Below are 21629 nucleotides of genomic sequence, written 5' to 3'. Positions count from 1 at the left end.
TCAGCGGAGCAGCTCGACGAGCACGACCCACGCCATGAGCAGGGCGGCGATGATCGACAGGATCGAGCCGATTGCTGCGGCCACGAGTCCCGCCTCTCCCTGGCCGGCCACGACGAGCCCCCCGCCCAGCAGGAATGCCACGATCGGGAACACCCCGGCCGCGCTCTGGCCGATGCGGTAGTTCGTCGGCACGCCGGGCTGGCGGAACACCAGGCTGATCACGTGCCACTGGAACACGCCGGCGCCGAGCGTCGCCGCCAGGATCGTGAGGCCATAGACGACGAGCGGCTGGCCGGGGATCAATCCGAGTGCGCAGACGACGATCGCGAGCACGAGCGCCGCGATCGACGCCGCGAGCCGTGCGGGCATGGTCTTCGACTGCATGATCGTGCTGATGTTGACCGACATCGCGACGATCAGCAGACCTGCGAGCGCCGCGGTCGCACCGACCATCGCGACGTTGAACTCGCTCCAGGTGTCCAGCAGCTCCGACATGGCGGCATGCTATCGCCCTCGCGCCACGGGGGACCTGCAGTGCCACGCCCCGCACCACCGCGCCGCGCACCCGCGTCACATGGCGAGGGGCGCATACACCGCGCCGTATGATGAACATTCCGGCGCCGCCGGCCCAAGGTCGAGGCGCACACCCCCGCGTACACACCCCCTGGGAGACCACGTGAGCTTGATCGTCCAGAAGTTCGGCGGATCGTCCGTCGCCGACGCGGAGAGCATCAAGCGGGTCGCCAAGCGCATCGTCGAGACGCGCAAGGCCGGCAACGACGTGGTCGTCGCGGTGTCCGCCATGGGCGACACGACCGACGAACTGCTCGATCTCGCGAACGACGTGACGCCGATCCAGGCCCCGCGCGAGCTCGACATGCTGCTCTCGGCCGGTGAGCGCATCTCGATGGCGCTGTTGGCGATGGCGATCAAGAGCATGGGTCACGACGCGCGCAGCTTCACCGGCAGCCAGGCGGGCATGATCACGGATGCCACGCACGGCGCCGCGCGCATCGTCGACGTCACGCCCGTGCGGTTGCGTGAGGCGCTCGACGACGGCGCGATCGTGATCGTCGCCGGGTTCCAGGGCTTCAGCCGCGAGTCGCGCGACATCACCACGCTCGGCCGGGGCGGCAGTGACACGACCGCGGTCGCGCTCGCGGCCGCCCTCGAGGCCGACGTGTGCGAGATCTATACCGACGTCGACGGCGTGTTCACGTCGGACCCGCGCATCGTGAAGAAGGCGCACAAGCTCGACAAGGTCACGAGCGAAGAGATGCTCGAGCTCGCCGCGTCGGGCGCGAAGGTCCTGCACATCCGCGCGGTCGAGTATGCGCGTCGTCACGGTGTGACGCTGCACGTGCGGTCGTCGTTCAACAACGCCGAGGGGACCATCGTCTACGACCCCTCGCGCCTCCCCGAAGGAGCAGCTGTGGAAGAGTCCGTCATCGCCGGTGTCGCCGTCGATCTCTCGGAGGCGAAGATCACGGTCGTCGGCGTGCCCGACAAGCCGGGTGTCGCCGCCAAGATCTTCAAGATCGTCGCGGGCACGAACGCCAATGTCGACATGATCGTGCAGAACGTGTCGGCCGCGTCGACCGGCCGCACCGACATCTCGTTCACCCTGCCGAAGGCCGAGGGCGAGAAGGCGCTCACGGCGCTCGCGGGCGCGCAGGAGCAGGTCGGCTTCCTGTCGCTGCAGTACGACGACCAGATCGGCAAGCTCTCGCTCGTCGGCAACGCGATGCGCTCGGCGAGCGGCGTCTCGGCGAAGCTCTTCGAGGCGCTCTCCGAGGCTGGCATCAACATCGAGATGATCTCGACGAGCGAGATCCGCATCTCGGTCGTGACGCGGGCCGACAGTGTGCACGAGGCGGCGCGTGTGGTGCACACGGCGTTCCAGCTCGACGGCGACGAGGACGCGGTCGTGCACGCCGGCACCGGCCGGTAGCCCCGGTCGCGTCGGTCCTCCATCAATTCCTGCCAGAAGCGGATGCCTCGTCGGGTTCCCTCCCGTTTCCAAGGCGATCTCCTCCAGACTGGACCCAAGCCCCACCGCATCGTGGCCGCCCGCGGCCCCGAGCACTGAACGAAGGAACACCATGGCTCACGGAGTGAACATCGGCGTCGTCGGCGCGACCGGACAGGTCGGCGCGGTCGTGCGCAAGCTGCTCGAGGAGCGCGACTTCCCGGTCGCGTCCATCCGCTACTTCGCGTCCGCGCGCTCGGCCGGCACGACCCTGCCGTGGAAGGGCGAGCAGATCGTCGTCGAGGACGCCACGACGGCCGATCCCACGGGTCTCGACATCGCAATCTTCTCCGCGGGTGCGACGACGTCGAAGGCGCAGGCGCCCCGGTTCGCCGCGGCCGGCGTGACGGTCATCGACAACTCGTCGGGCTGGCGCATGGACCCTGACGTTCCGCTGGTCGTCAGCGAGGTGAACCCGCACGCCATCGATGAGGCCAGGAAGGGCATCATCGCGAACCCCAACTGCACGACGATGGCGGCCATGCCGGTGCTGAAGGTGCTCGACCGCGAGGCGGGTCTCGAGCGGCTCATCGTCTCGACGTACCAGGCGGTCTCGGGCGCCGGTCTTTCCGGCGGCGAGGAGCTCTACGAGCAGGCGAAGGCCGCGCTCGAACAGGACACGCTCGCGCTCGTGCACGACGGCTCCGCCGTCGAGATGCCGGAGCCCGTGAAGTTCCCCCGGCCGATCGCGTTCGATGTCATCCCGCTCGCGGGATCGATCGTCGACGACGGCGACCTCGAGACCGACGAAGAGAAGAAGCTCCGCAACGAGAGCCGTAAGATCCTCGAGCTGCCGGGCCTGCGTGTCGCGGGCACGTGCGTGCGGGTGCCGGTGTTCACGGGGCACTCGCTGTCGATCAACGTCGAGTTCGCGAACCCGATCACGCCTGAGCGCGCGATCGAGGTGCTGACGGATGCTCCGGGCGTGCAGCTCACCGACATCCCGACGCCGCTCCTGGCGGCGGGCAACGACCCGAGCTACGTGGGCCGCATCCGGCAGGATCAGTCCGCGCCCGACGGCAAGGGCCTCGCGCTGTTCATCTCGAACGACAATCTGCGCAAGGGCGCCGCGCTGAACGCGGTGCAGATCGCCGAGCTCGTCGCGGCGAAGCTGCCCGCCGCCGTCTAGTCCGAGTCAGCTGGTCGAGGAGCGAGCCGCGCTTCTCGACCGGCGACGGCCCACTAGGCTCGAGCCATGGGGGTCTCGGGGGAGCCGCGCCGTGCGCGCGTGACGTTCGACCGCTCCGTCATCCTCTCGCAGCTCCTCTTCGGCGTCGTCTTCGTCGTCGTCATCTTCACCCTGCAGGTCTTCGCTCCCGAGCTCGTGACGTCGCCGCTCGTGCTCGCGGGCATCACCGGTGCGTTCATCGTCACGGGGGTCACGGTCGTCGTGCCGTGGCACCGGCTGCCGCGCGCCGCGGTCATGCTCGTGCCGGTGCTCGACGCCATCATGATCGGCCTCGTGCGCATCGGCGAACCGACGAGCGGTGTGGGTCTGCTCTGGGTGTTCCCGACGATCTGGCTCGCGAGTTATTACGGTCTGCGTGGCGCGACGCTCGCCTTGGCGCTCGCCGGTGCCTTCATCTGGGTCTCCGAGATCATGGGCGGCCGCGTCTTCACGCCCGAGAGCCTCCCGAGCATCATCGTGCTGCCGATCGCGCTCGTGTTCATCGCGACGAGCTCGTTGCTCACGAGCCGGCGGGCGAGCGCGCAGCGGACGCTCATGCGTACGCAGGCCCTGCAGCTCGAGCGTGCGCTGCGTCGCGCGAAACGGCAGGAGGCGCTGCTCGCGGAGGTGCTCAACGCGGTCGAGTTCGGGGTCGTGCGACTCACCCGTGACGGTCGCGGTGCAGTCATGAACCGTGCCTACGCGAAGCTGTACGACCTGGACATCTCGGATCTCGACGCGGCCCGCTACGGCGTGCTCCTCGCCGAGGACCGTGCGACCCAGCTCAGCGGGCCCGAGCTGCCGTTCAACCGGGCGATCGCCGGTGAGGAGTTCGAGAACGTGATCACGTGGACGGCAGCGGGCGGCGGCGACCTGCGTGCCGTCGCGGTGACCGCGAGCAACCTGTACGACGAGCTGGGCGAGGCCGACGGGAGCGTGATCGTCGCGAGGGATGTCACGGCGGAGCTCCGTGCCGTCAGGGCGCGCGACGACCTCGTGGCCTCGGTCTCGCACGAGCTGCGGACCCCTATGACGTCGGTGCTCGGCTACGTCGACCTCTCACTCGAAGACCCCACGCTGTCCGATGGCGTACGACGCAACCTGAAGATCATGGAGCGGAACGGCGAGCGCATGCTCGAGCTGGTGTCCTCGATCCTCCAGGGTGCCAAGCAGGCCGACCAGCCGGTCGCGCTGGTGCTCGCGGAGACCGACCTCAGCGAGATCGTGCGCGACGCGGTCGAGGCGCTGCGCCCGCGCTCGGACGACCACGGGATCTCCGTGCACGTCACGAGCGCGGACAGCGCGATCGCGCGCGTCGATGCCTTCCGCATCCGGCAGGTCGTCGACAACCTGCTCTCGAACGCGATCAAGTACAACCGCGACGGCGGTGAGGTGACGATCGGCGTGACCGCCAACGAGGGCACCGCATGGATCGTCGTGCGCGACACCGGCATCGGCATCCCGGAGTCCGAGGTCTCGAAGGTCTTCGACCGCTTCTACCGCTCCGACGCGGTGCGTCAGGGCACGGTGCACGGCAGCGGTCTCGGGCTCGGTATCGCGCGCGAGTTCATCCTCAGGCATGGCGGCGACATCGACATCAGCAGTGAAGAAGGCAGTGGTACGACGGTGTTCGTGACCCTGCCGCTCGAGGGGCCAACGACGCAATGAACATCGACCTGTATTCCATCCAGCTCGCTACGAGCGCGGTCATCATCGTGGCCGGGGTGATGTTCATCCTCGATACGTTCCTGCGACGGCCGGACACGGCCGGCCGGGTCTGGTCGGCGTCGTTCATGGCCGGGATCCTGGCGTCGTTCTCCTACGCGATCTGGATCGCGATCCCGGACGGGTGGTGGGCGGTCGCGGCCGGGAACTCCGCACTGGTGCTCAGCGTGGCTCTGCTCTGGACGGGCGCGCGCGTCTACAACGGACGCCGGGATCGCGCCTGGATCTCGATCGTGGGCTCGGGTGCGGCGGCGGTCGCCGTGCTCGCCGAGGGGCCGAACGGGGGTGCGTGGGCCGGTGGCCCGCTCATGTTCGCGCTCGTGGCCGGCTTCGCGGTGATGGGCGCCATCGAGTCGATGCGTGCACCGATGCGACTGAACTGGACGGCGCGCGGGCTGACCGCGATGTTCGTCGTCGTCGCGCTCTTCTACGCGGCCCGGTTCGGGGTCTTCGTCGTCTCGGGGCCCGACAGCATGGTGTTCCAGGTCTTCCTGGGCACCGAGGCGTCGGCGTTCGTGATCATCGCGCTCGTCATCGTGACGGTCGTGAGCATGGTCATCCTGCAGTCCGAGCGCGTGCCGCGCGTGGGGGAGCGCCCGGCCGCGACCGGCGCGTACACCGCCGACGGTGTGCTCGCCGAGCCCGCGTTCCGTGCCGTGGTCGGGGACTGGCTGGAGCGGGCGAACTTCCACGACGAGCAGCTCGTGGTCGCGAGCGTATGCCTCGACGAGCGCGAATCCATCGACACCGCGTTCGGCCGGTCCACGGGAACCGAGCTCATCGCCCAGTTCACGGCCGGCGTGCGCCGCTACAGCACGCCGAATGCGGCGATCGGCGCCGTGGGCCCGGGCGAGCTGCTCGTCGTCGCACCGTACAGCCGTATGGAGGAGGCCCGGCGCAACGGCCTCGCGATCCAGTCGGGGCTCCGTGACCGGCCGATCGAGCAGGCGATGGGACTGCGTATCTCGGCGAGTATCGGCCTCGCCGGCACCGACGCCCACGGGTACGGCTATGACGCGCTCGTGGCCGCGGCGTTCGACGCGGCCGCGACCGCCCGGGAGCGCGGCGGCGACGCGGTGGTGCTCGCCGACTGATCTGTCGCTAGCGAGACCCGCCTTCGTCGGCCGGCTCCGGCGCGATCGCGATCGTCAGCGTGTCCACCGCGGTCTGTTTCGCATAGTCCGCCGATGTCGGGGTCGACTGCTGCAGCAGCTCGTACCGCATGCTGACCTCGATGCTCGCCGCCTCTGGGTCGACCGGTGGCAGCGTGAACGTCTGGCTGTACGTGTACGGGTCGAGGATCAGGTAGCCGGGCGCCACCGTGCTCTGGTCCACGATCGGATCCACGCCGGGCAGCGCCTCACCGTCGGCGTCGCGCACCACGGTCTCCGCGGTGACGCGCGAGAGGTACAGCTTCTGGCCGTCGGCGGGCGTGACCGTGCCGCGGATCGAGAAGCTCAGCGGCTTCGAGGCATTCGCGGTCCAGAGGTCCATCGTGAGCGTGGACCAGTAGTCGATCGTGAGGGTGATCGCGCCGATCGGCACCGTGCGGGTGGCCGAGCCGGCGGCGAGGTCGTTCTGCACCGGGACGGCGGTCTTCGGCGGCGCGGTCGTGGCCGCGGGTGTCTCGGTCTGGCCCTCGAGCCACGGGGGCACCTCGGATGAGCAGCCGACGAGACCGGCTGCGGCGATCGCAACCGCCATCGCGAACGTCATGCGGCGGGCGGTAGGGCGCGAGCGCACGTGGTGATCCTTTCGTGTCGTGAATCTTGAGCTGATCTTGAGCTGACGCTATCCCATTCCGGAGCGCTTCCCGCGGTGTCCCCTGCAGACTCGACACATCGCCGGGATGATGCACCCAGCGGAACACCAGAGTCAAGGAGACCGTGATGACCGACCTCGCAGCCCGCCCCTCCGTTGCCCCGCGGACGGGTATTCCGGCTCAGTCGCGTCGTGACCCCGCACGGTCGGCACTGCCGCTTCCCGAACCCGAACTGGAAGCGTACGCGGATGACTTTGTCGCGGTCGTGGAAACCCTTCCCGACAACCGCGCCACCATCGGGTGCATCGTCCCGGCGTACAACGAGGAGGAGTCGATCGCCGAGGTGCTCGAGTCGCTGCTCGGCCAGACCCGGCTGCCCGACGTGATCCACGTGGTCGTGAACAACACGACCGACCGAACGGTCGAGTTCGCGGCGAAGTACGCCGGCCTGCACACGCGTCAGGACGAGCAGGGCGTCGAGCAGTTCACCGAGGTGTTCGTGCACGACATCGGCAAGAACCCCGACAAGAAGGTCGGCGCGCTGAACTACGGCTACACGCTCGTCGAGACGATGGACTACCTGCTCGGCGTCGACGGCGACACCGTCGCCGACCCGCGCGCGGTCGAGTTCCTCGAGGCGGAGATCGTGTCCGACAGCCGCATCGGCGGCATCTCGGCGATCTACTCGATCGACGACCGCCCCTTCAAGGGTCTCGTCGCCCCGTTCCTCATCGCCGGCCAGCGCGCGCAGTTCGCGGCGTTCAACATGCAGAACATGCTGCGCGGCCGCAACATGGCGGTGCTGGGCGGCCAATACTCGATCTTCGCCACGAAGGCGCTGCGCGACGCGATGACCGCGAACCACCAGACGACGCCGTGGGTCAAGGACAGCGAGGTCGAGGACTCCCTGCTGTCGCTGCAGATCAAGAGCGCCGGATACCTCACGAAGATCAGTGCGCGTGCTCGCGCCGACGTCGGCGGCATGACGACCATGCGCGGGCTCGACGCCCAGCAGGTGAAGTGGAACTACGGCGCGATCGAGCTCATGTGGCCGGGTCAGCGCGGCGACACGAAGGGGCAGCCGTTCCACCCGAACCTGCGGCTCCGGTGGCTCGAGAACTTCTCGATGGTCATGAACGCCGTCTCCCGCGTCATGTTCATCGCGCTGCTGGTCGCGTCGCTCTCGATCGGCGCCTTCGTGTTCAGCCCGATCTGGCTGATCCCGCCGGCGATCGCGATCCTGCTGAACCTCCGCATCGCGCTGTCGATGCAGAACCGCAAGGCGCGTGACGTGCTGTTCGCGGTGCTCCTGTTCCCGGCTGAGATCTACATGTGGATCCGCCTCGGTCACTTCGTCCGCGCGTGGAGCAAGTTCGCGAGTCGCAAGCAGGTCGACAACTGGGCGGCGCAGGCGAAGGCCGAGCGCGGTGCCGGTCACGCCTACCTCACGCCGCTGCTGGTGGTGCTCGGCGTCATCGTCGCGCTGGTCGCGATCTGGACGCAGCTCAGCCCGGTCGTGCAGTCGTCGATCCTCTGGGTCGGCTGGCCGGTGCTCGGCATCATCACGGTCGTGCAGACCCTGACCATGTTCGGCAGCCTCGTGCGTCGTCACCACGGCTACAAGGTCTGACGCACGTCGGCTGACGAGCGACCACACCGAGCGGTGACGCGTATCGAGACCCCTTGCCCCGGTCTCGATACGCGTCCTCGTGCTGTGCGCTCCACTCGGTCAGCGCCCTGACACGTCACTCGTCGGCGGTGAGGCGGTAGCCGACGCCGCGCACGGTCTCGATCACGCGCGGGTTGGTGGCACTCTCGCCGAGCTTGCGACGCAGGTTCGCGAGGTGCACCTCGACCGCGCGCTTGTCGGCCTCGCTCACGTAGTAGGAGGTCACGTAGCTCTCGCCGCGGAGCGCGAGGGCGAGGTCGGCCTTGCTGCGTACGCGGCGGCGGGTGGTCAAGAGCAGGTAGAGCAGCTCGAACTCACTGCGGGTGAGCTCGACCCCGGCGCCGTCGAGTGTCACGAGGTGCATCTCGGGATGCAGACGCAGACCGCGGTGTTCGAGCCATCCGTCATCGTCGCCCGCGCCGGACTCGGCCGGGTCGGCGGCGTCGGGTGCGTCGCCCGCGGGCGCGGCGTCGCCCGCGGGTGCCGGCGCTCCGGCGACGGGCGTGGCGGCCGCTGGTGCCGCGGGGGAGGGATTCGCGGCCGGCGCCGCAGGCGCGGTCGGCTCTGCGGAGGGGGTCGGCGCGGTCGGGGCGCCTGGCGTCGTGACGGTGACGGTGACGGATGCCTCGGGCAGCACGAGTCCCTCTGGCGGCGTGACCGTGGCCGGCGCGACGCCGACGATCGGCGCGGTCTGCGTGGCATCCGCCCGCTGTTCTGCGGCGATGCGCTCGCGCTCGAGCCGGCGACGCATCGCGTCGACGCGTGCGCGCAGCTCGCGCGGGCGGAACGGCTTCACCATGTAGTCGTCGGCGCCGGACTCGAGACCCATGAGGGTGTCGATCTCGTCGCCGCGCGCGGTGAGCATGATGAGGAACGTGTCGCTGATCGCGCGGATGCGCTTGGCCGCCTCGAACCCGTCGATGCCGGGCATGCTCACATCGAGCGTGGTCAGTCCGGGGTTGTACCGGCGCACCTGTTCGACGCCCTCGAGACCGTTGCCCGCGCTGTGCGTCTCGAAGCCGGCCTGTTCGAGCACCTCGACGAGGAGGCGGCGGATGTCGGGATCGTCTTCGATGATGACGGCGACGCGGTGGTCGGTGGTGGCCATGTCGTTCCCCCGGTGTGCTTCTGGCGCGGTGCTGCCGTGCGTGTTCGTGTCGTGCGTGGTTCGTGTGGTGCGTGGTTCGTGTGGTGCGTGGTGCGTGGTTCGCGTGGTGCGTGGTTCGTGTGGTGCGGTGGTGCAGGTGAAGCGGTCGTACGGTGTCGCGGCGGCGACGTCCCGGTCAGCCGGTGCCGGCGAGCTCGATGGCGCGCTCAGGCCACCACTCGCCGGCCGCGGGCCCGCCGTTGCAGCGGCCGTCGCTCTCGCCGGGCGGCTTGATCCAGAGCAGTGCGTCGACGACCGGATCCTCGACGATGGTCGGGACCTCGCCGAGGGCCCGGCCCGGAGCATTGCACCACTCGGCGTCGGCGGGTGGGCCGTTGCCGTTGCGGGAGGTGTCGATGACCGCGTGCGCGCCGCCGAGGGCGGCCGACAGCTCGGTCGCGTAGGCGGACTCGGCGTCGGTGGTCTGGGTGTTCGACACGTTCGTCGCGAAGCCGCGCGCCCGGTCCACGCCCGCCGCGCTGAGCAGCTCGGCCATCTCGTCGACCGGCAGCCAGTTCGAGTGCCCGCCGTCGAGGTAGACGATCGCGCCGCTCGACTCGAGGCGCGCGAGAGCCTCGCCGACCAGCTCGGCGCGGCCCGCGGCATCGCCGCACTCGGGGGCCAGCGCGAGCGCGTCGGGTTCGAGCACGACGATCGCCTGGGTGTGGCCGATGGCGTCGGCGATCTCATCGACCCACTCGAGATAGTCGTCGGGTGGGAGCCCGCCGGCTGACTGGCCGCCGCAATCACGGTCGGTGATGCCGTAGACGACGAACACGGGCATGGCGCTCTTCGACGCGATGACGATCGAGCGCACCGTGGAGGCGACCTCGCCGGCGGGGTTCCGCTCGGGTGTGAGCCAGATGCCGGTCGGCTGGGCCGCGATCAGCTCGGCCGCCTCGCGCTCGGCCGCCGACCGGGTGGTCTCCGCCGCGACCGCGGCCGACGAGTCCCGATCCACGTAGAGCGCGCGTCCGGCGAACACGTGATCGGTGCTCTGCGCCATCGCCCACCACGCCGTCGCGCCGACCGCGGCGGCCACGACGAGAATGGTGACGAGCAGGATCACGCCGGAGTATCGTCGTGGCGCCGAAGGCGGCGGAGTCGGCGCGGGCGCGGCGGGCTTCGCGGGACGCCGCCTGGTCCGCGGCGAGGCATCCGATGGGGCCGAGGCATCCGTCGACGCGACCGGAACCGGCCCGCTGAAGGGCTCGCCGACGCGGCGAATGTACACCTCGTCGTCGCGAACGTGTCGCACGCGCGATCGATCGTTCGGCGTCACCTCATCGGTCACGTCGAGCGGCTCCCTCCCCGAGCGCCAGTACCCCCGTTTCGGCCATCCTATTGGGGTTCGTGGAATGCGCTCGCCCGCGCGGGCGACGGGCCTCGAGTGGCCACGGTCCGACGACCGTCTCAGGTCGACATAGACTGGCGGTCGTGCATTCTGACGAAACCGTCGACGTCGTGCTCATCGGCGGGGGCATCATGAGCGCCACGCTCGGCTCCCTCATCTCGCGGCTCCAGCCCGACTGGACCATCCGCGTCTACGAGCGCCTGGGTGAGGTCGCCCAGGAATCCTCCAACCCCTGGAACAATGCGGGCACCGGTCATGCGGCGCTCTGCGAGCTGAACTACATGCCAGAGGCGAAGGACGGGTCGGTCGACCCGGCCAAGGCCATCAGCATCAACGAACAGTTCCAGATCAGCCGTCAGTACTGGTCGCACCTCGTCGAACAGGGCGACCTGCCCGACCCCTCGACGTTCATCAATTCCACGCCGCACATGACCTTCGTCAAGGGCGCACCGAACGTGAAGTACCTGCGTCGGCGGTTCGCCGCGCTCAAGGACCAGCCGCTGTTCGCCGGCATGGAGTACAGCGAAGACCTCGACCAGATCGCCGAGTGGACCCCGCTGCTCGCGAAGAAGCGCAACCCGCGGGCCAAGGTCGCCGCGACCCGCATCGAGTCGGGCACCGACGTCGACTTCGGCTCGCTGACCCGCTCGCTCTTCGACGACCTGAAGCGGCGCGGCGCCCAGATCAACACCGACACCCAGGTCACCTGGCTCGACCGGCAGAAGGACGGCAGCTGGAAGCTGAGACTCCGCCGGCTCGTCGGCGGCACGCCCGACGAGGTGCGCGCGCGGTTCGTGTTCGTCGGTGCCGGTGGCGGCGCGCTCGCGCTGCTGCAGCACGCCGGGATCCCTGAGATCGAGGGGTTCGGCGGGTTCCCGATCTCCGGCCAGTTCCTGCGCACCACGAACCCGAAGGTCGTCGCGCAGCACAAGGCGAAGGTCTACGGCAAGGCCGCGGTCGGCGCACCGCCGATGTCGGTGCCGCACCTCGACACCCGCATCGTCGACGGCGACACCGCCCTGCTCTTCGGGCCGTTCGCCGGGTTCACGCCGAAGTTCCTGAAGAGCTCGACGTGGTTCGACCTGCCGTTCTCGGTGCGCGCGCACAACCTCGGCCCGATGCTGCAGGTCGCGGCGAAGAACTTCGACCTCATGAAGTACCTCATTAGTGAGCTGCTCGCGTCGCGCGACAAGAAGATGGCGGCCCTGCGCCAGTTCATGCCGACCGCGAAGGCCGAGGACTGGGAGCTGATCACGGCCGGTCAGCGCGTGCAGGTCATGAAGAAGGACCCCGAAAAGGGTGGCGTGCTGCAGTTCGGCACCGAGGTCATCACCGGGGCCGACGGCACCATCGCCGGCCTGCTGGGCGCCTCGCCCGGCGCGTCGACGGCCGCACCGATCATGCTCGGGCTGCTGCAGCGCTGCTTCCCCGACCGCATGGCCGAGTGGGAGCCGAAGATCCGCGAGATGATCCCGCACTACGGCCGCACGCTGAACGACGACCCGGCCGTGGCGGCGGAGTCGCTCGCCGCGACCGCGAAGGCGCTCAAGCTCACGGCCTAGCTCCGGCCCGCGCCGACCGCGCCGCCGCGCTGTCGCGCTGTCGCGCTGTCGCGCTGTCGCGCGATGCATCCTCGCGTTCCGCGCGACGATCTGGTACGGTCGTTTCCGCTATGAAGTAAGCACATCCCATCGTCCCGCGCCTGAGGCGCCGTTGACTCCGGGTGTGCTCGTCGTTCGCTCAGGTACCGCCTGACCGAACACAGCCTGAATCGCGACAGCATGTCGTGCACACCCATCGGCCGACGGCGAATGCCCGGCGGGATTCATCCTTTGCTCCCGGGGCGCGCGCCATCGCCTGCACGCCGCCCGGTGCACCGTTGCGCCGTCGCGCGCTGTGCGCGCCCCCGGGAGCCCTTCGCGAAATGGGGTTCCCCATGGCTGTACGTTCTTCGATCTCTCCCTATCTCCGGGCCGACGGGCTCTCCGTCGCCTACGGCGAACGCATTGTGTTCGCCGATCTCTCCTTCACCGTCTCGCCGGGCGACCGCATCGGTCTCATCGGCGAGAACGGCGTCGGCAAGTCCACGCTGCTGCGCACCCTGGCGGGCACGGGTCTCGATACGCGTCCTCGTTCGTCGGTCGCCACCCGACCAGCGGGTGACTCGACCGTCGACGGCGCCCTCGTCGACGGCGCCCTCGTCGACGGCGCCCTCTCGCGCCCGGCGCGCATCGGCCTGCTCCTGCAGGAGGTGCCGTTCGCGGATCACGACCTCGTCGGCGACATCCTCGAGGATGCGCTCGCCGAGGTGCGTGCGATCGAGCGCGAGCTCGACGCGGCCGCCGCCGGTCTGGCGGTCGAGGGCGCCGACGAACGGTCCGCCGACGAGGCATCCGCTCGCTATGCGGCCGCGCTCGACGCGGCCGAACGCGCCGAGATCTGGGCGGCCGAGGCGCGACGCGACGAGCTCCTGCAGGGGCTCGGTGTGGGTGAGTTGGCCCTCGACCGGCGCATCGGCGAGGTGTCGGGCGGCCAGCGCAGCCGGTTCGCGCTCGCGGCCCTGCTGCTGCGCGCGCCCGACGCGCTGCTGCTCGACGAGCCGACGAACCACCTCGACGACGCCGCTGCGGCGTTCCTCGAGGAGCGGCTTCGCGCGTGGCGCGGGCCGGTGCTCTTCGCGAGCCACGACCGGGCGTTCCTCGACCGGGTGGCGACCGGACTGCTCGACCTCGATCCCGGTCGGCAGGGCGCGCTCGCGCTCGCCGGGGACGGGGCGTCCGGCGCGGGGGCCCGCGACGCGGGTCTCGCGAGCGCCGGCGGGCAGGTGTTCGGCGGCACGTTCTCCGAGTTCCTCGACGTCAAACGCGCCGAGCGCGAACGCTGGCGGCGGCAGTACGAGGACGAGCAGGACGAGCTTCGGAACCTGCGCGTCTCGGTCGTCGAGACCGCGCGGAACGTCTCGCACAATGCACCGATGCGCGACCGGAACAAGATGTCCTATGGCAATATCGGCAATCGCGTCGAATCGCAGGTGAGTCGCCGGGTGCGCAACGCGCAGCTGCGTCTCGACACGCTCGAACGCGAGCAGGTGCGCAAGCCTCCCGCGCCGCTCGCGTTCGCGGGCATCCCGTCGGGGTCGCACGCGCTCGCCGACGAGGCGGGCCTGCTGATCCAGGTGGCGGATGTCTCGGTCGGGGACCGGCTGCACCTCGAGACGCTGCAGCTCACGCCGACGGCGCGGCTGCTCGTCACGGGCGCGAACGGCGCCGGCAAGTCGACGCTGCTCGGCCTGCTCGCCGGGCGTGTGGCGCCTGACGGCGGCGTCGTGCACCGTCGGCGCGGGTTGCGGGTCGGGCTGCTCGAGCAGGATGTGCGGTTCGCCGATCCGGATGCCTCGGCGCGGGCGCTGTACGAGCGGACGCTGGGGGAGCGGCGGGCCGAGCAGGTGCCGCTGTCGGGGCTCGGGCTGCTCGCGCGGCGCGACCTCGACCGGCCGGTCGGGGCGTTGTCGGTCGGGCAGCAGCGCCGGCTCGCGCTGGCGCTCGTGATCGCCCGGCCGCCGCACGTGTTCCTGCTCGACGAGCCGACGAACCACCTGTCGCTCGCGCTCGCGACCGAGCTCGAGGAGGCGCTCGGCGCCTACCCGGGCGCGGTCGTGATCGCCAGCCACGACCGCTGGCTGCGCGCCCGCTGGTCGGGGCCGGAGCTGCGGCTCGCGGGCGGGCGCGTGCTCGCTCCGCAGCCGGCGGCCTGACCGTCTGAGTGCGGTTCGCTCTTTCCTTGCTCAGGAATTTCCGCGCGGCGCGCCGTGCCGGCGGCGACGACACGCCGTCGGCACGGCCGTTGTTCCTGAGTTGGGAAAGTGGGGCATGTGTGGCAGGGGGTGTGTGCGGCGTTGGGTGGGTTGGACGGTGAGTGGATGTCTCGTGCGAGAGCGTGCCGGCGCGGCGAGTTGCGTGACGTTCGAACATATGTTCGAATGAGGGAGTGCGGTGGAGTGGGCAGGAACTCGGGGTCGAGCAGACGGACACGCTGCCAGGGCTCGCTCGGTTGAACAACCTGGTGCGGTCGGTGCAGACGCCCGACTTCGCCGGGGTGACCTTTCACGAGGTGCTCGCCAAGTCCGCTCTCAACCACGTGCCCGGCGCGTCGGCCATGCCGTTCGCGTGGACGATCAACCCGTATCGCGGGTGTTCGCACGCCTGCAGCTATTGCTTCGCACGCCCCACGCACGAGTACCTCGACCTCGACGCCGGCGACGACTTCGACCGGCAGATCATCGTGAAGGTCAACGTCGTCGACGTGCTGCGTAAAGAGCTCGCGAAGGCGTCGTGGCGACGTGACCACGTCGCGCTCGGCACGAACACCGACCCGTATCAGCGAGCAGAGGGGCGCTACGCGCTCATGCCGGGTGTCATCGACGCCCTCGCCACCTCCGGCACGCCGCTCAGCATCCTGACGAAGGGCACGCTGCTGCGCCGCGACCTGCCGCTGCTGCGACGGGCGGCCGAGCACGTGCCGGTCGACCTCGCCATGTCCATCGCGGTGTACGACCACGAGCTGCAGCAGTCCGTCGAGCCCGGTACGCCCAGTACGAAGGCGCGGCTCGCCACGGTCACCGCGGTGCGCGAGGCCGGCTTCGACTGCGGGGTGTTCATGATGCCGATCCTGCCCTACCTGACCGACACGCGAGCCCACCTCGACGACGCCGTCCGGCAGGCGAAGGCGGCCGGCGCGACGAGCGTCACCTGGGCCGCGCTGCACCTGCGCGGCTCGGTCAAACCCTGGTTCATGCAGTGGCTCGAGCGCGAGCACCCCGAACTCGAGCCGAAGTACCGGTCGATGTACTACGGCCGCAACGCGTACGCGCCGAAGGCGTACCGGGCGTGGCTCGCCGAGCGCATGCGGCCGATTCTTCGCGCGCACGGTCTGCCGACGCGCGCGGCCGACCCGGCGACCGGCGGCGTGCGCTCGAGCGCGTTCCGGTTCGGCGCCCGGCCCGGTCAGACCCCGGGGGTGGATGCTCCGCCCGTCGGTGTTCCGGCCCGCGCGGCCGCGGGGGCCGACCGCGCGCGGCGCGGTCTCGTCGCGCCCGAGTTCGCGCCGCCGCCCGATCCCGCCGCGCTGTTCTGAGGCGGCGCGCCGTTCCGTGGGCCGTGTCGGAGCGGGGGCAGCGCGGGTGCGATAATCCCGTGGACGGATTCCCCCGGAGGACGCATGGCCGTTGGCCTCCCAGAGCAGCTCGCTCGCGACGCCCTCCGGCGTGCGCTGCAACGTGCCGCACACGCCGCAGCGTTCGTCTGCCTCACGGCGGCGATCGTCGTCGCCGTCGCGAGCGCCGTCAGCGGGGGTCGCCCGGATTCCTGGTCCGCGGTCGCGGCGCTCGTCGTCATGGCGGCCGCGCTCGCGCTCGTCACCCTGCGCCCCACCGTGGCGTCCACGGTGCTCTACCTCGCGGGCGGCACGGGCACCGTGCTGCTCGCGACGGTGCTCGTGATGTCGGGCGACTCGCCGTTCGCGACGTCGAACAACGTCGTGCTCGCGATGCCGCGGGTCGCGCTCGTGCTCGTCGGCGGGGCGGGCGCCACCACCGCGATCGCGGTCACCTGGGCGGTGTTGGGCTTCGTGCTCGGCGAGCTCGCCGTCGTGATCGGCACGGGGCTCGTCGGGGCGACCTGGGCGCCGAACACCGCGGCCGCGTTCGCGACGGCGGTGATCGTGGCGATCATCGTCGTCGACCGCGCCGGCCGGCGCGCGCGACGTGAGCGTGCCGGCGTGTGGGGAGTCACCAGCGAAGAGCAGCCGGCCGACCGGCGGGCGCGGGAACTCGACCCCCTCGCGCATCGCGAGCTGCGGGCCACGGCGCGACTGCACGACACCGCGCTCATGCACCTGGTCGCGATCGCGTCGGCCGGTTCGGGCCCGGTCGAGGATCGGCTGCGTACTGCGATCCGGCAGGACCTCGCGCTGATCGCGGGTCCCGATTGGGCGATCGGCCGCTCCGAGGCATCCGACCGCCCCGGGACATCCGACCGCCCCGGGGCATCCGGCCGCCCCGGGGCACCCGCTCGGCCCGCGGCATCGGCCCACGCCGGCACATCGGACCGCCCCGGCACATCCGACCGCCCCGGGGCATCCGGCCACCCCGGGGCATCCGCTCAGCCTGGGGCATCCGCTCGGCCCGAGGCATCCGCAACCTGGCTGTACCTCGACCAGTCGATGACCGCGGCCGAGCACGTGGGACTCGAGGTCCGCCTCACCGGCGACGTGTCGGCGCTGAGCGCGGTCACGCCCGCGCGGGCCGCGGCGCTCGACGCGGCCGTCGCGCAGTGCCTCGTCAACGTGCGCCGGCATGCGGGCGTGAGCGTCGCCGAGGTCGCGATCGGGGCCGACGACCGCGAACTGACCATCGCGGTCATGGATGCCGGCGTCGGATTCGATGAGGCCGCGGTGCCGGCCGACCGCATCGGGTTGCGGACCTCGATCCGCGGACGCGTCGAACACGTCGGCGGCACCGTCGAGGTCTGGTCCATCAGGAACGTCGGGACCACCGTCGTGCTCAGCGTGCCGACTGGCACCTCGGCGTGAGGCGGCGCCCGCTGCACCTGTCGCCGCAGGTGGTCGATCCGGTCGGCGGGGTCGTCGACGTGCCGATCGTGGCGGTCGGTGCCGCGCTCGCCACGGTGCTCGCCGTCACGCTGACCGCCCTGCACTGGGGCGAGGTTCGCCTCCCGGTCGCGGCGGGGCTCGGGCTGGTGCTCGTCCTGGCGGCCGCGATCGCGATGCTCGCGGCGACCGTGCCGGCCCGGGCGCCGTTCACGCCCGAGCGGCTCGGGCTCATCGTGACCCTCGCGGTCGGCGCTGCCGTCGCCGAGTACGTCTCGACGGCAGGCGCGAACCGGTTCCTCTATGACGACTTCGGCGCACTCGTCGTTGGCCTGCTGATCCTGTCGCTCGCGCCCTACTGCACGTGGGTCTCGCTCGTCGTCGCGGGCGTGCTCGCCACGGGCGTCAGCACGATTCTGGTACTGGGTACCGCGCCGACGACGGCGACGCACGCGCCGGTCATCTCGCTGGTCGCTGTGAACGCGGCCTTCATCCTGGCGTTGACCGCGGCGGCCGCCGTGTACTCGGCGACCGTCGTGCGCGAAGTGCTCGCGTGGCAGCGTGAGAGCAATGCAGCGATGCTCCGGCGAGACGCCGTCCGGCCCGGCCTGGCGAGCGCGCCGCCGTCGCGGGTGTCGGTGCTGCGCAGCGAGGTGCTGCCGTTCCTCGCGCGGGTGACGACCGCCGAACACCTCTCCCGTGCGGATGTCGATCGTGCCCGTGAGCTGGCCGAGGCGCTGGGCCGCGCGCTCCGCGCGGGCGTCGAGGCGACCTGGCTCGACGACCTCGCCGCGTCGGTGCGTCGCGCGCACGGCACCGCCATGCGGGTTGCCGACCACGCCGGCGATGCGCGACGGCTCGACGATCATCAGCGTGCCGCGATCACCGCGCTGCTCTCACGTGGATCGGCGATCCGCGCCGGGCGACGGGGGTGGGTGTGGAGGTGGCGCGGGCGGCCGGGGCGCCGCACGGCCGGATCACGGTGGCCGCCGAGGCGCACGAGGCGTGGCGTCCGCGCCGGCGTGAGCTCGATCGGTTCGTGGCGCTCGCGCGTGTCGTGGGGCTTCGCGCACGCGCGATCGCGACGGGGCAGAATGTGACGGTGGAGATCGAATATGCCATCGACTGAGCCGGGCGCCTGATGGCGAAGCTGTACTTCCGTTACGGTGCGATGAACTCGGGCAAGTCGACGGCGCTGCTGCAGGCCGCGTTCAACTACGAGGAGCGCGGGCATCGGGTGCTGCTCGCGAAGCCCTCGGTCGACACGAAGGGCGATCGCGAGATCGTGTCTCGTCTGGGGGTCACCCGCGAGGTCGACTTCACGATCGCGCCCGACGAGGACGTGCTCGACACGTTCCAGCGGCATCGCAACCGGGTGATCGAGGCGACCGGGCGGGACGTGAGCAGTCTGCTCATCGACGAGGCGCAGTTCCTCAGCAAGCCGCAGGTCGACGACCTGTTGCGCATCGCGTTGCTCGACGACGTGCCCGTGCTCGCGTACGGTATCCGCACCGACTTCCAGACGACGGCGTTCCCCGGCAGCCGGCGCCTCCTCGAGGTCGCGCACAGCCTCGAGGAGCTGAAGACCATCTGTCGCTGCGGCCGCAAGGCGATCTTCAACGCGCGCAAGATCGACGGCGTCTTCGTCTTCGACGGCGACCAGGTCGCCATCGACGAGTCGGTCGAGGTCGACGAGGGTGCGGTGCACGAGGTCACGTACGAGTCGCTCTGCGGTGTCTGCTATCTGCAGGAATCGGGCGGCGTGCTGGACGGGCGTCGCTGACAAGATCGGGCGGATGCCTCGGGGCGGATGCCTCGGGGCGGATGCCTCGGGCGGATGCCTCGGGGCGGAGGCGTGAGAGTTTTCACCTATGAACTGTCCCCAATACGGGGGACATTCTTCGAAAATGGTGAGAATCTGCTCCGCGTGCTCGGTAGCGTGACGGGGACCGTCTGTCATCCTGGCATGCGGTTTCCCTCGACTACCGGCGTGACGCTGTTGCGCGCCCGGAGAAGGAGCCCCCCACGCATGACGGCTTCCAGCCCTCGACCCCCGCGCTCACGGCGCCTGATCGGCATCGGCGCCGCGACGCTGCTCGCCGTTCCGGCGTCGCTGATCCTGGCCACGCCCGCTCACGCGGCTGAGCCCGGATCGGCGACCTTCACCTCCGCCTCTGTCTCGGAGTGGACCGTTCCGGCCGGTGTCCGCGAGGTCATCGTGACCGCGATCGGTGGCTCGGGCGGCAACGCGGCCGGCCAGCACGGTGGCGTGGGCGGTGTCGGCGCCTCGGTCGAGAGCGTCCTCGCCGTCGAGCCCGGCGACGTGCTCGACATCTGGGCCGGGCAGGCCGGCGGCAACGCCGGAGGTGGCCGCACCGAGAACGGCGCCGGCGGCACCGGATTCGTGGCCGGCGGAAACGGCGCCAGCAGTGGCGCCAGCGCCCGCCCGGGTGCCGGTGGCGGTGGCGCGAGCGCCGTGGCGGTCAACGACGAGGTGCTCGTCATCGCCGGCGGCGGTGGCGGCGGCGGCGGTCGCGGTGCCGACGACTCTATCTTCTTCGACGCCTGCTACGGCGGCGCGGGTGGCGCGGCCGGCTCGGCCGGTGCGGCCAGCTGGACGACCAACAACCCGGGTTGCTCCGACCAGGCCGGCGGCGCTGCAGGCGCCGACGCCTACGGCGCCGGCGGGAACGCGTCGAACGTCGAGCTCCCGAATCTGCAGCGCACGCTCGGCGGCTCGGGCGGCGGTGGCGCGGGCGCCGGCGCGGCCGGTGCCCAGCAGACCAGCGGCCTCATCCGGACCGCCGGCGGCGGCGGTGGCGGCGGTGGCGCGAGCCTCGGCGACACCGTGGGTGTCGCGGCCGCGGCGGGCAACGGCTCGGTCTCGCTCGAGTGGGAGGTCGCGTACACGACCGCCCTCGAGGTCAATGCCTCCCCGGAGCCCAGCGTCATCGGTGAGACCGTGTCGTACACGGTCCTCGTCGAGAACACCGAGACCACGGACGCATCGCCCGTCGGCGACGTGACCCTCGACTTCGGCAACGGCGACGTCGTGACGGCGCCGCTCGAGGCGACCGGTACCCCGAACCTCGCATCGGCCACGGTCGAGCGCACCGCGGTCGCGCTCGGCACGCAGTCGGTCTCGGCGTCCTACACGCCGACCGAGGGCTCGCCCTTCGCCCCGGCTGAGGGCGGCACCGAGTTCACGGTCGAGAAGGGTGACACGCTCACTGTGCTCGATGTGAAGCCGACCGACCCGGCCTACTTCCACCACGTGCGTGCGACCGCGACCGTCTCGGTCGTCGAGCCGGCAGTGGCACCCCTGAGTGGCTACGTCGCCTTCTTCAACGGCGAGGACCTCGTCGGCATCGTCGCGGTGGACCCCGTGACGGGCGAGGCGTTCGTCGACTTCACCGTCACCGAGGTCGGCGAGACCAATGTCGTGGCGTACTACGGCGACGACGTGCTCCTCAACAACAGCGATGACCTGGTCACGTACAACGCACACGCCGCGTCGACGACCACGACGCTCAAGGCGTCCTCGAAGGAGGTCGCGCACGGCGGCAAGGTGAAGTTCGAGGCCGCTGTGGTCGCGAACCTGCCGGCGCCGCTCGAGAGCGACCTGCCCGAGACGGGCGGCGACCTGCCCGGCGGCGATGACGTCGTCGTGACGGCTGCCGCGGTGGACGTCGCCGCTGCTGCCACCCCGGTCGCCCCGGCCGGTGTCGTGCGCTTCGTCGCGGGCGACAAGGTCCTCGGTGAGGTCGCGCTCAGCGCCAACGGCACCGCGGTGTTCGAGACCGCGTCGCTCGCCTCGGGTACTCACGAGGTTGTCGCGCACTTCGTCAGCTCGGTGCCCGAGTTCGCCTCGTCGAAGTCGGAGGCCGTCAAGGTCACCGTCGCTGCGGCGAAGGCCGGCCTGGCCTCGACCGGTGTCGACGCCGGCCTGCTCGGCGGTTCGGCGCTCCTCGCCGCGCTGCTGATCGGCCTCGGCGCGACGTTCATGATCCGCCGTCGTCAGACTGCGTAACGACGCGACCCACGCCACCCCTGCGTGACGCGATCCGCCCGGCGGAGCCTGTGCCTGAGCTCCGCCGGGCACCCCTCGCCCGGAGGAGCCAGTTCTGGCTCCTCCGGGCGTTTTCGTGTCCGGGAGCGTTCCTGCGCAG

At 70.8% G+C, this 21629-nt stretch carries 16 protein-coding genes; 12 read left to right on the top strand and 4 right to left on the bottom strand.

The window, feature by feature from the left end; translation table 11 throughout:
* A complete protein-coding gene (locus QU602_RS13165; protein ID WP_308796921.1) occupies positions 1-495 on the bottom strand; it encodes a hypothetical protein in 495 nt (164 codons plus the stop codon).
* 181 nt (positions 496-676) lie between these two features.
* On the opposite strand from QU602_RS13165, the gene QU602_RS13160 reads away from it, so the two are divergent.
* The 4 genes from QU602_RS13160 (at position 677) to QU602_RS13145 (ending at position 6016) form a co-directional block, all read left to right on the top strand.
* Entirely contained in the window at positions 677-1951 is a 1275-nt protein-coding gene (locus QU602_RS13160) for an aspartate kinase (protein WP_308796920.1), read from the top strand.
* Between the two features lie 151 nt (positions 1952-2102).
* A complete protein-coding gene (locus tag QU602_RS13155) occupies positions 2103-3158 on the top strand; it encodes an aspartate-semialdehyde dehydrogenase (RefSeq protein WP_308796919.1) in 1056 nt (351 codons plus the stop codon).
* A 66-nt stretch (positions 3159-3224) separates the two neighbouring features.
* Positions 3225-4865: a sensor histidine kinase gene (locus QU602_RS13150; RefSeq protein ID WP_308796918.1), complete on the top strand. Its 1641-nt coding sequence runs from the start codon at positions 3225-3227 to the stop codon at positions 4863-4865.
* Positions 4862-6016, top strand: coding sequence for a GGDEF domain-containing protein (locus tag QU602_RS13145; protein ID WP_308796917.1), 1155 nt, complete (start codon positions 4862-4864; stop codon positions 6014-6016). Before QU602_RS13150 ends, QU602_RS13145 begins: the two co-directional genes overlap by 4 nt.
* A gap of 7 nt (positions 6017-6023) precedes the next feature.
* Here the strand turns inward: QU602_RS13145 and QU602_RS13140 are convergent, their stop codons facing one another.
* Complete coding sequence (locus QU602_RS13140) at positions 6024-6665, bottom strand: hypothetical protein (protein ID WP_308796915.1); 642 nt, start codon at positions 6663-6665, stop codon at positions 6024-6026.
* Between the two features lie 146 nt (positions 6666-6811).
* On the opposite strand from QU602_RS13140, the gene QU602_RS13135 reads away from it, so the two are divergent.
* Positions 6812-8314 carry a glycosyltransferase family 2 protein gene (locus QU602_RS13135; RefSeq protein WP_308796914.1) on the top strand — a complete coding sequence of 501 codons (1503 nt, stop codon included), beginning with the start codon at positions 6812-6814 and terminating at the stop codon, positions 8312-8314.
* Positions 8315-8429: 115 nt separating this feature from the next.
* Here the strand turns inward: QU602_RS13135 and QU602_RS13130 are convergent, their stop codons facing one another.
* Together QU602_RS13130 and QU602_RS13125 are read right to left on the bottom strand one after the other, a co-directional pair.
* Positions 8430-9461, bottom strand: coding sequence for a winged helix-turn-helix transcriptional regulator (locus tag QU602_RS13130; RefSeq protein WP_308796913.1), 1032 nt, complete (start codon positions 9459-9461; stop codon positions 8430-8432).
* 175 nt (positions 9462-9636) lie between these two features.
* Positions 9637-10758 carry a glycoside hydrolase family 6 protein gene (locus QU602_RS13125; RefSeq protein WP_308796912.1) on the bottom strand — a complete coding sequence of 374 codons (1122 nt, stop codon included), beginning with the start codon at positions 10756-10758 and terminating at the stop codon, positions 9637-9639.
* A gap of 179 nt (positions 10759-10937) precedes the next feature.
* On the opposite strand from QU602_RS13125, the gene QU602_RS13120 reads away from it, so the two are divergent.
* From QU602_RS13120 to QU602_RS13090, 7 genes are all read left to right on the top strand, one after another.
* Complete coding sequence (locus tag QU602_RS13120) at positions 10938-12416, top strand: malate:quinone oxidoreductase (RefSeq protein WP_373692817.1); 1479 nt, start codon at positions 10938-10940, stop codon at positions 12414-12416.
* A gap of 374 nt (positions 12417-12790) precedes the next feature.
* Positions 12791-14608 carry an ABC-F family ATP-binding cassette domain-containing protein gene (locus QU602_RS13115; protein WP_308796910.1) on the top strand — a complete coding sequence of 606 codons (1818 nt, stop codon included), beginning with the start codon at positions 12791-12793 and terminating at the stop codon, positions 14606-14608.
* 233 nt (positions 14609-14841) lie between these two features.
* Positions 14842-15987: an Rv2578c family radical SAM protein gene (locus tag QU602_RS13110; RefSeq protein ID WP_308796909.1), complete on the top strand. Its 1146-nt coding sequence runs from the start codon at positions 14842-14844 to the stop codon at positions 15985-15987.
* 84 nt (positions 15988-16071) lie between these two features.
* Entirely contained in the window at positions 16072-17442 is a 1371-nt protein-coding gene (locus QU602_RS13105) for a sensor histidine kinase (RefSeq protein ID WP_308796908.1), read from the top strand.
* Positions 17439-18560, top strand: coding sequence for a hypothetical protein (locus QU602_RS13100; protein WP_308796907.1), 1122 nt, complete (start codon positions 17439-17441; stop codon positions 18558-18560). Before QU602_RS13105 ends, QU602_RS13100 begins: the two co-directional genes overlap by 4 nt.
* A 41-nt stretch (positions 18561-18601) precedes the next feature.
* Positions 18602-19243, top strand: a complete 642-nt coding sequence (locus tag QU602_RS13095; RefSeq protein WP_308796906.1) for a thymidine kinase — start codon at positions 18602-18604, stop codon at positions 19241-19243.
* Positions 19244-19489: 246 nt separating this feature from the next.
* Entirely contained in the window at positions 19490-21490 is a 2001-nt protein-coding gene (locus QU602_RS13090) for an Ig-like domain-containing protein (protein WP_308796905.1), read from the top strand.
* Positions 21491-21629 lie beyond the last annotated feature (139 nt).

This window comes from Agromyces protaetiae (assembly GCF_030866785.1).
Taxonomy (GTDB): Bacteria; Actinomycetota; Actinomycetes; order Actinomycetales; family Microbacteriaceae; genus Agromyces; species Agromyces silvae.
Note: the sequence above shows the minus strand (reverse complement) of the source record. Positions and strands in the feature narration are given on the sequence as shown.

Bases quoted from the DNA above. Each gene is read 5' to 3' on its own strand.
- QU602_RS13165 (WP_308796921.1), bottom strand. From the start codon at position 495: ATGTCGGAGCTGCTGGACACCTGGAGCGAGTTCAACGTCGCGATGGTC.
- QU602_RS13155 (WP_308796919.1), top strand. From the start codon at position 2,103: ATGGCTCACGGAGTGAACATCGGCGTCGTCGGCGCGACCGGACAGGTC.
- QU602_RS13150 (WP_308796918.1), top strand. From the start codon at position 3,225: ATGGGGGTCTCGGGGGAGCCGCGCCGTGCGCGCGTGACGTTCGACCGC.
- QU602_RS13145 (WP_308796917.1), top strand. From the start codon at position 4,862: ATGAACATCGACCTGTATTCCATCCAGCTCGCTACGAGCGCGGTCATC.
- QU602_RS13135 (WP_308796914.1), top strand. From the start codon at position 6,812: ATGACCGACCTCGCAGCCCGCCCCTCCGTTGCCCCGCGGACGGGTATT.
- QU602_RS13130 (WP_308796913.1), bottom strand. From the start codon at position 9,461: ATGGCCACCACCGACCACCGCGTCGCCGTCATCATCGAAGACGATCCC.
- QU602_RS13115 (WP_308796910.1), top strand. From the start codon at position 12,791: ATGGCTGTACGTTCTTCGATCTCTCCCTATCTCCGGGCCGACGGGCTC.
- QU602_RS13105 (WP_308796908.1), top strand. From the start codon at position 16,072: ATGGCCGTTGGCCTCCCAGAGCAGCTCGCTCGCGACGCCCTCCGGCGT.
- QU602_RS13095 (WP_308796906.1), top strand. From the start codon at position 18,602: ATGGCGAAGCTGTACTTCCGTTACGGTGCGATGAACTCGGGCAAGTCG.
- QU602_RS13090 (WP_308796905.1), top strand. From the start codon at position 19,490: ATGACGGCTTCCAGCCCTCGACCCCCGCGCTCACGGCGCCTGATCGGC.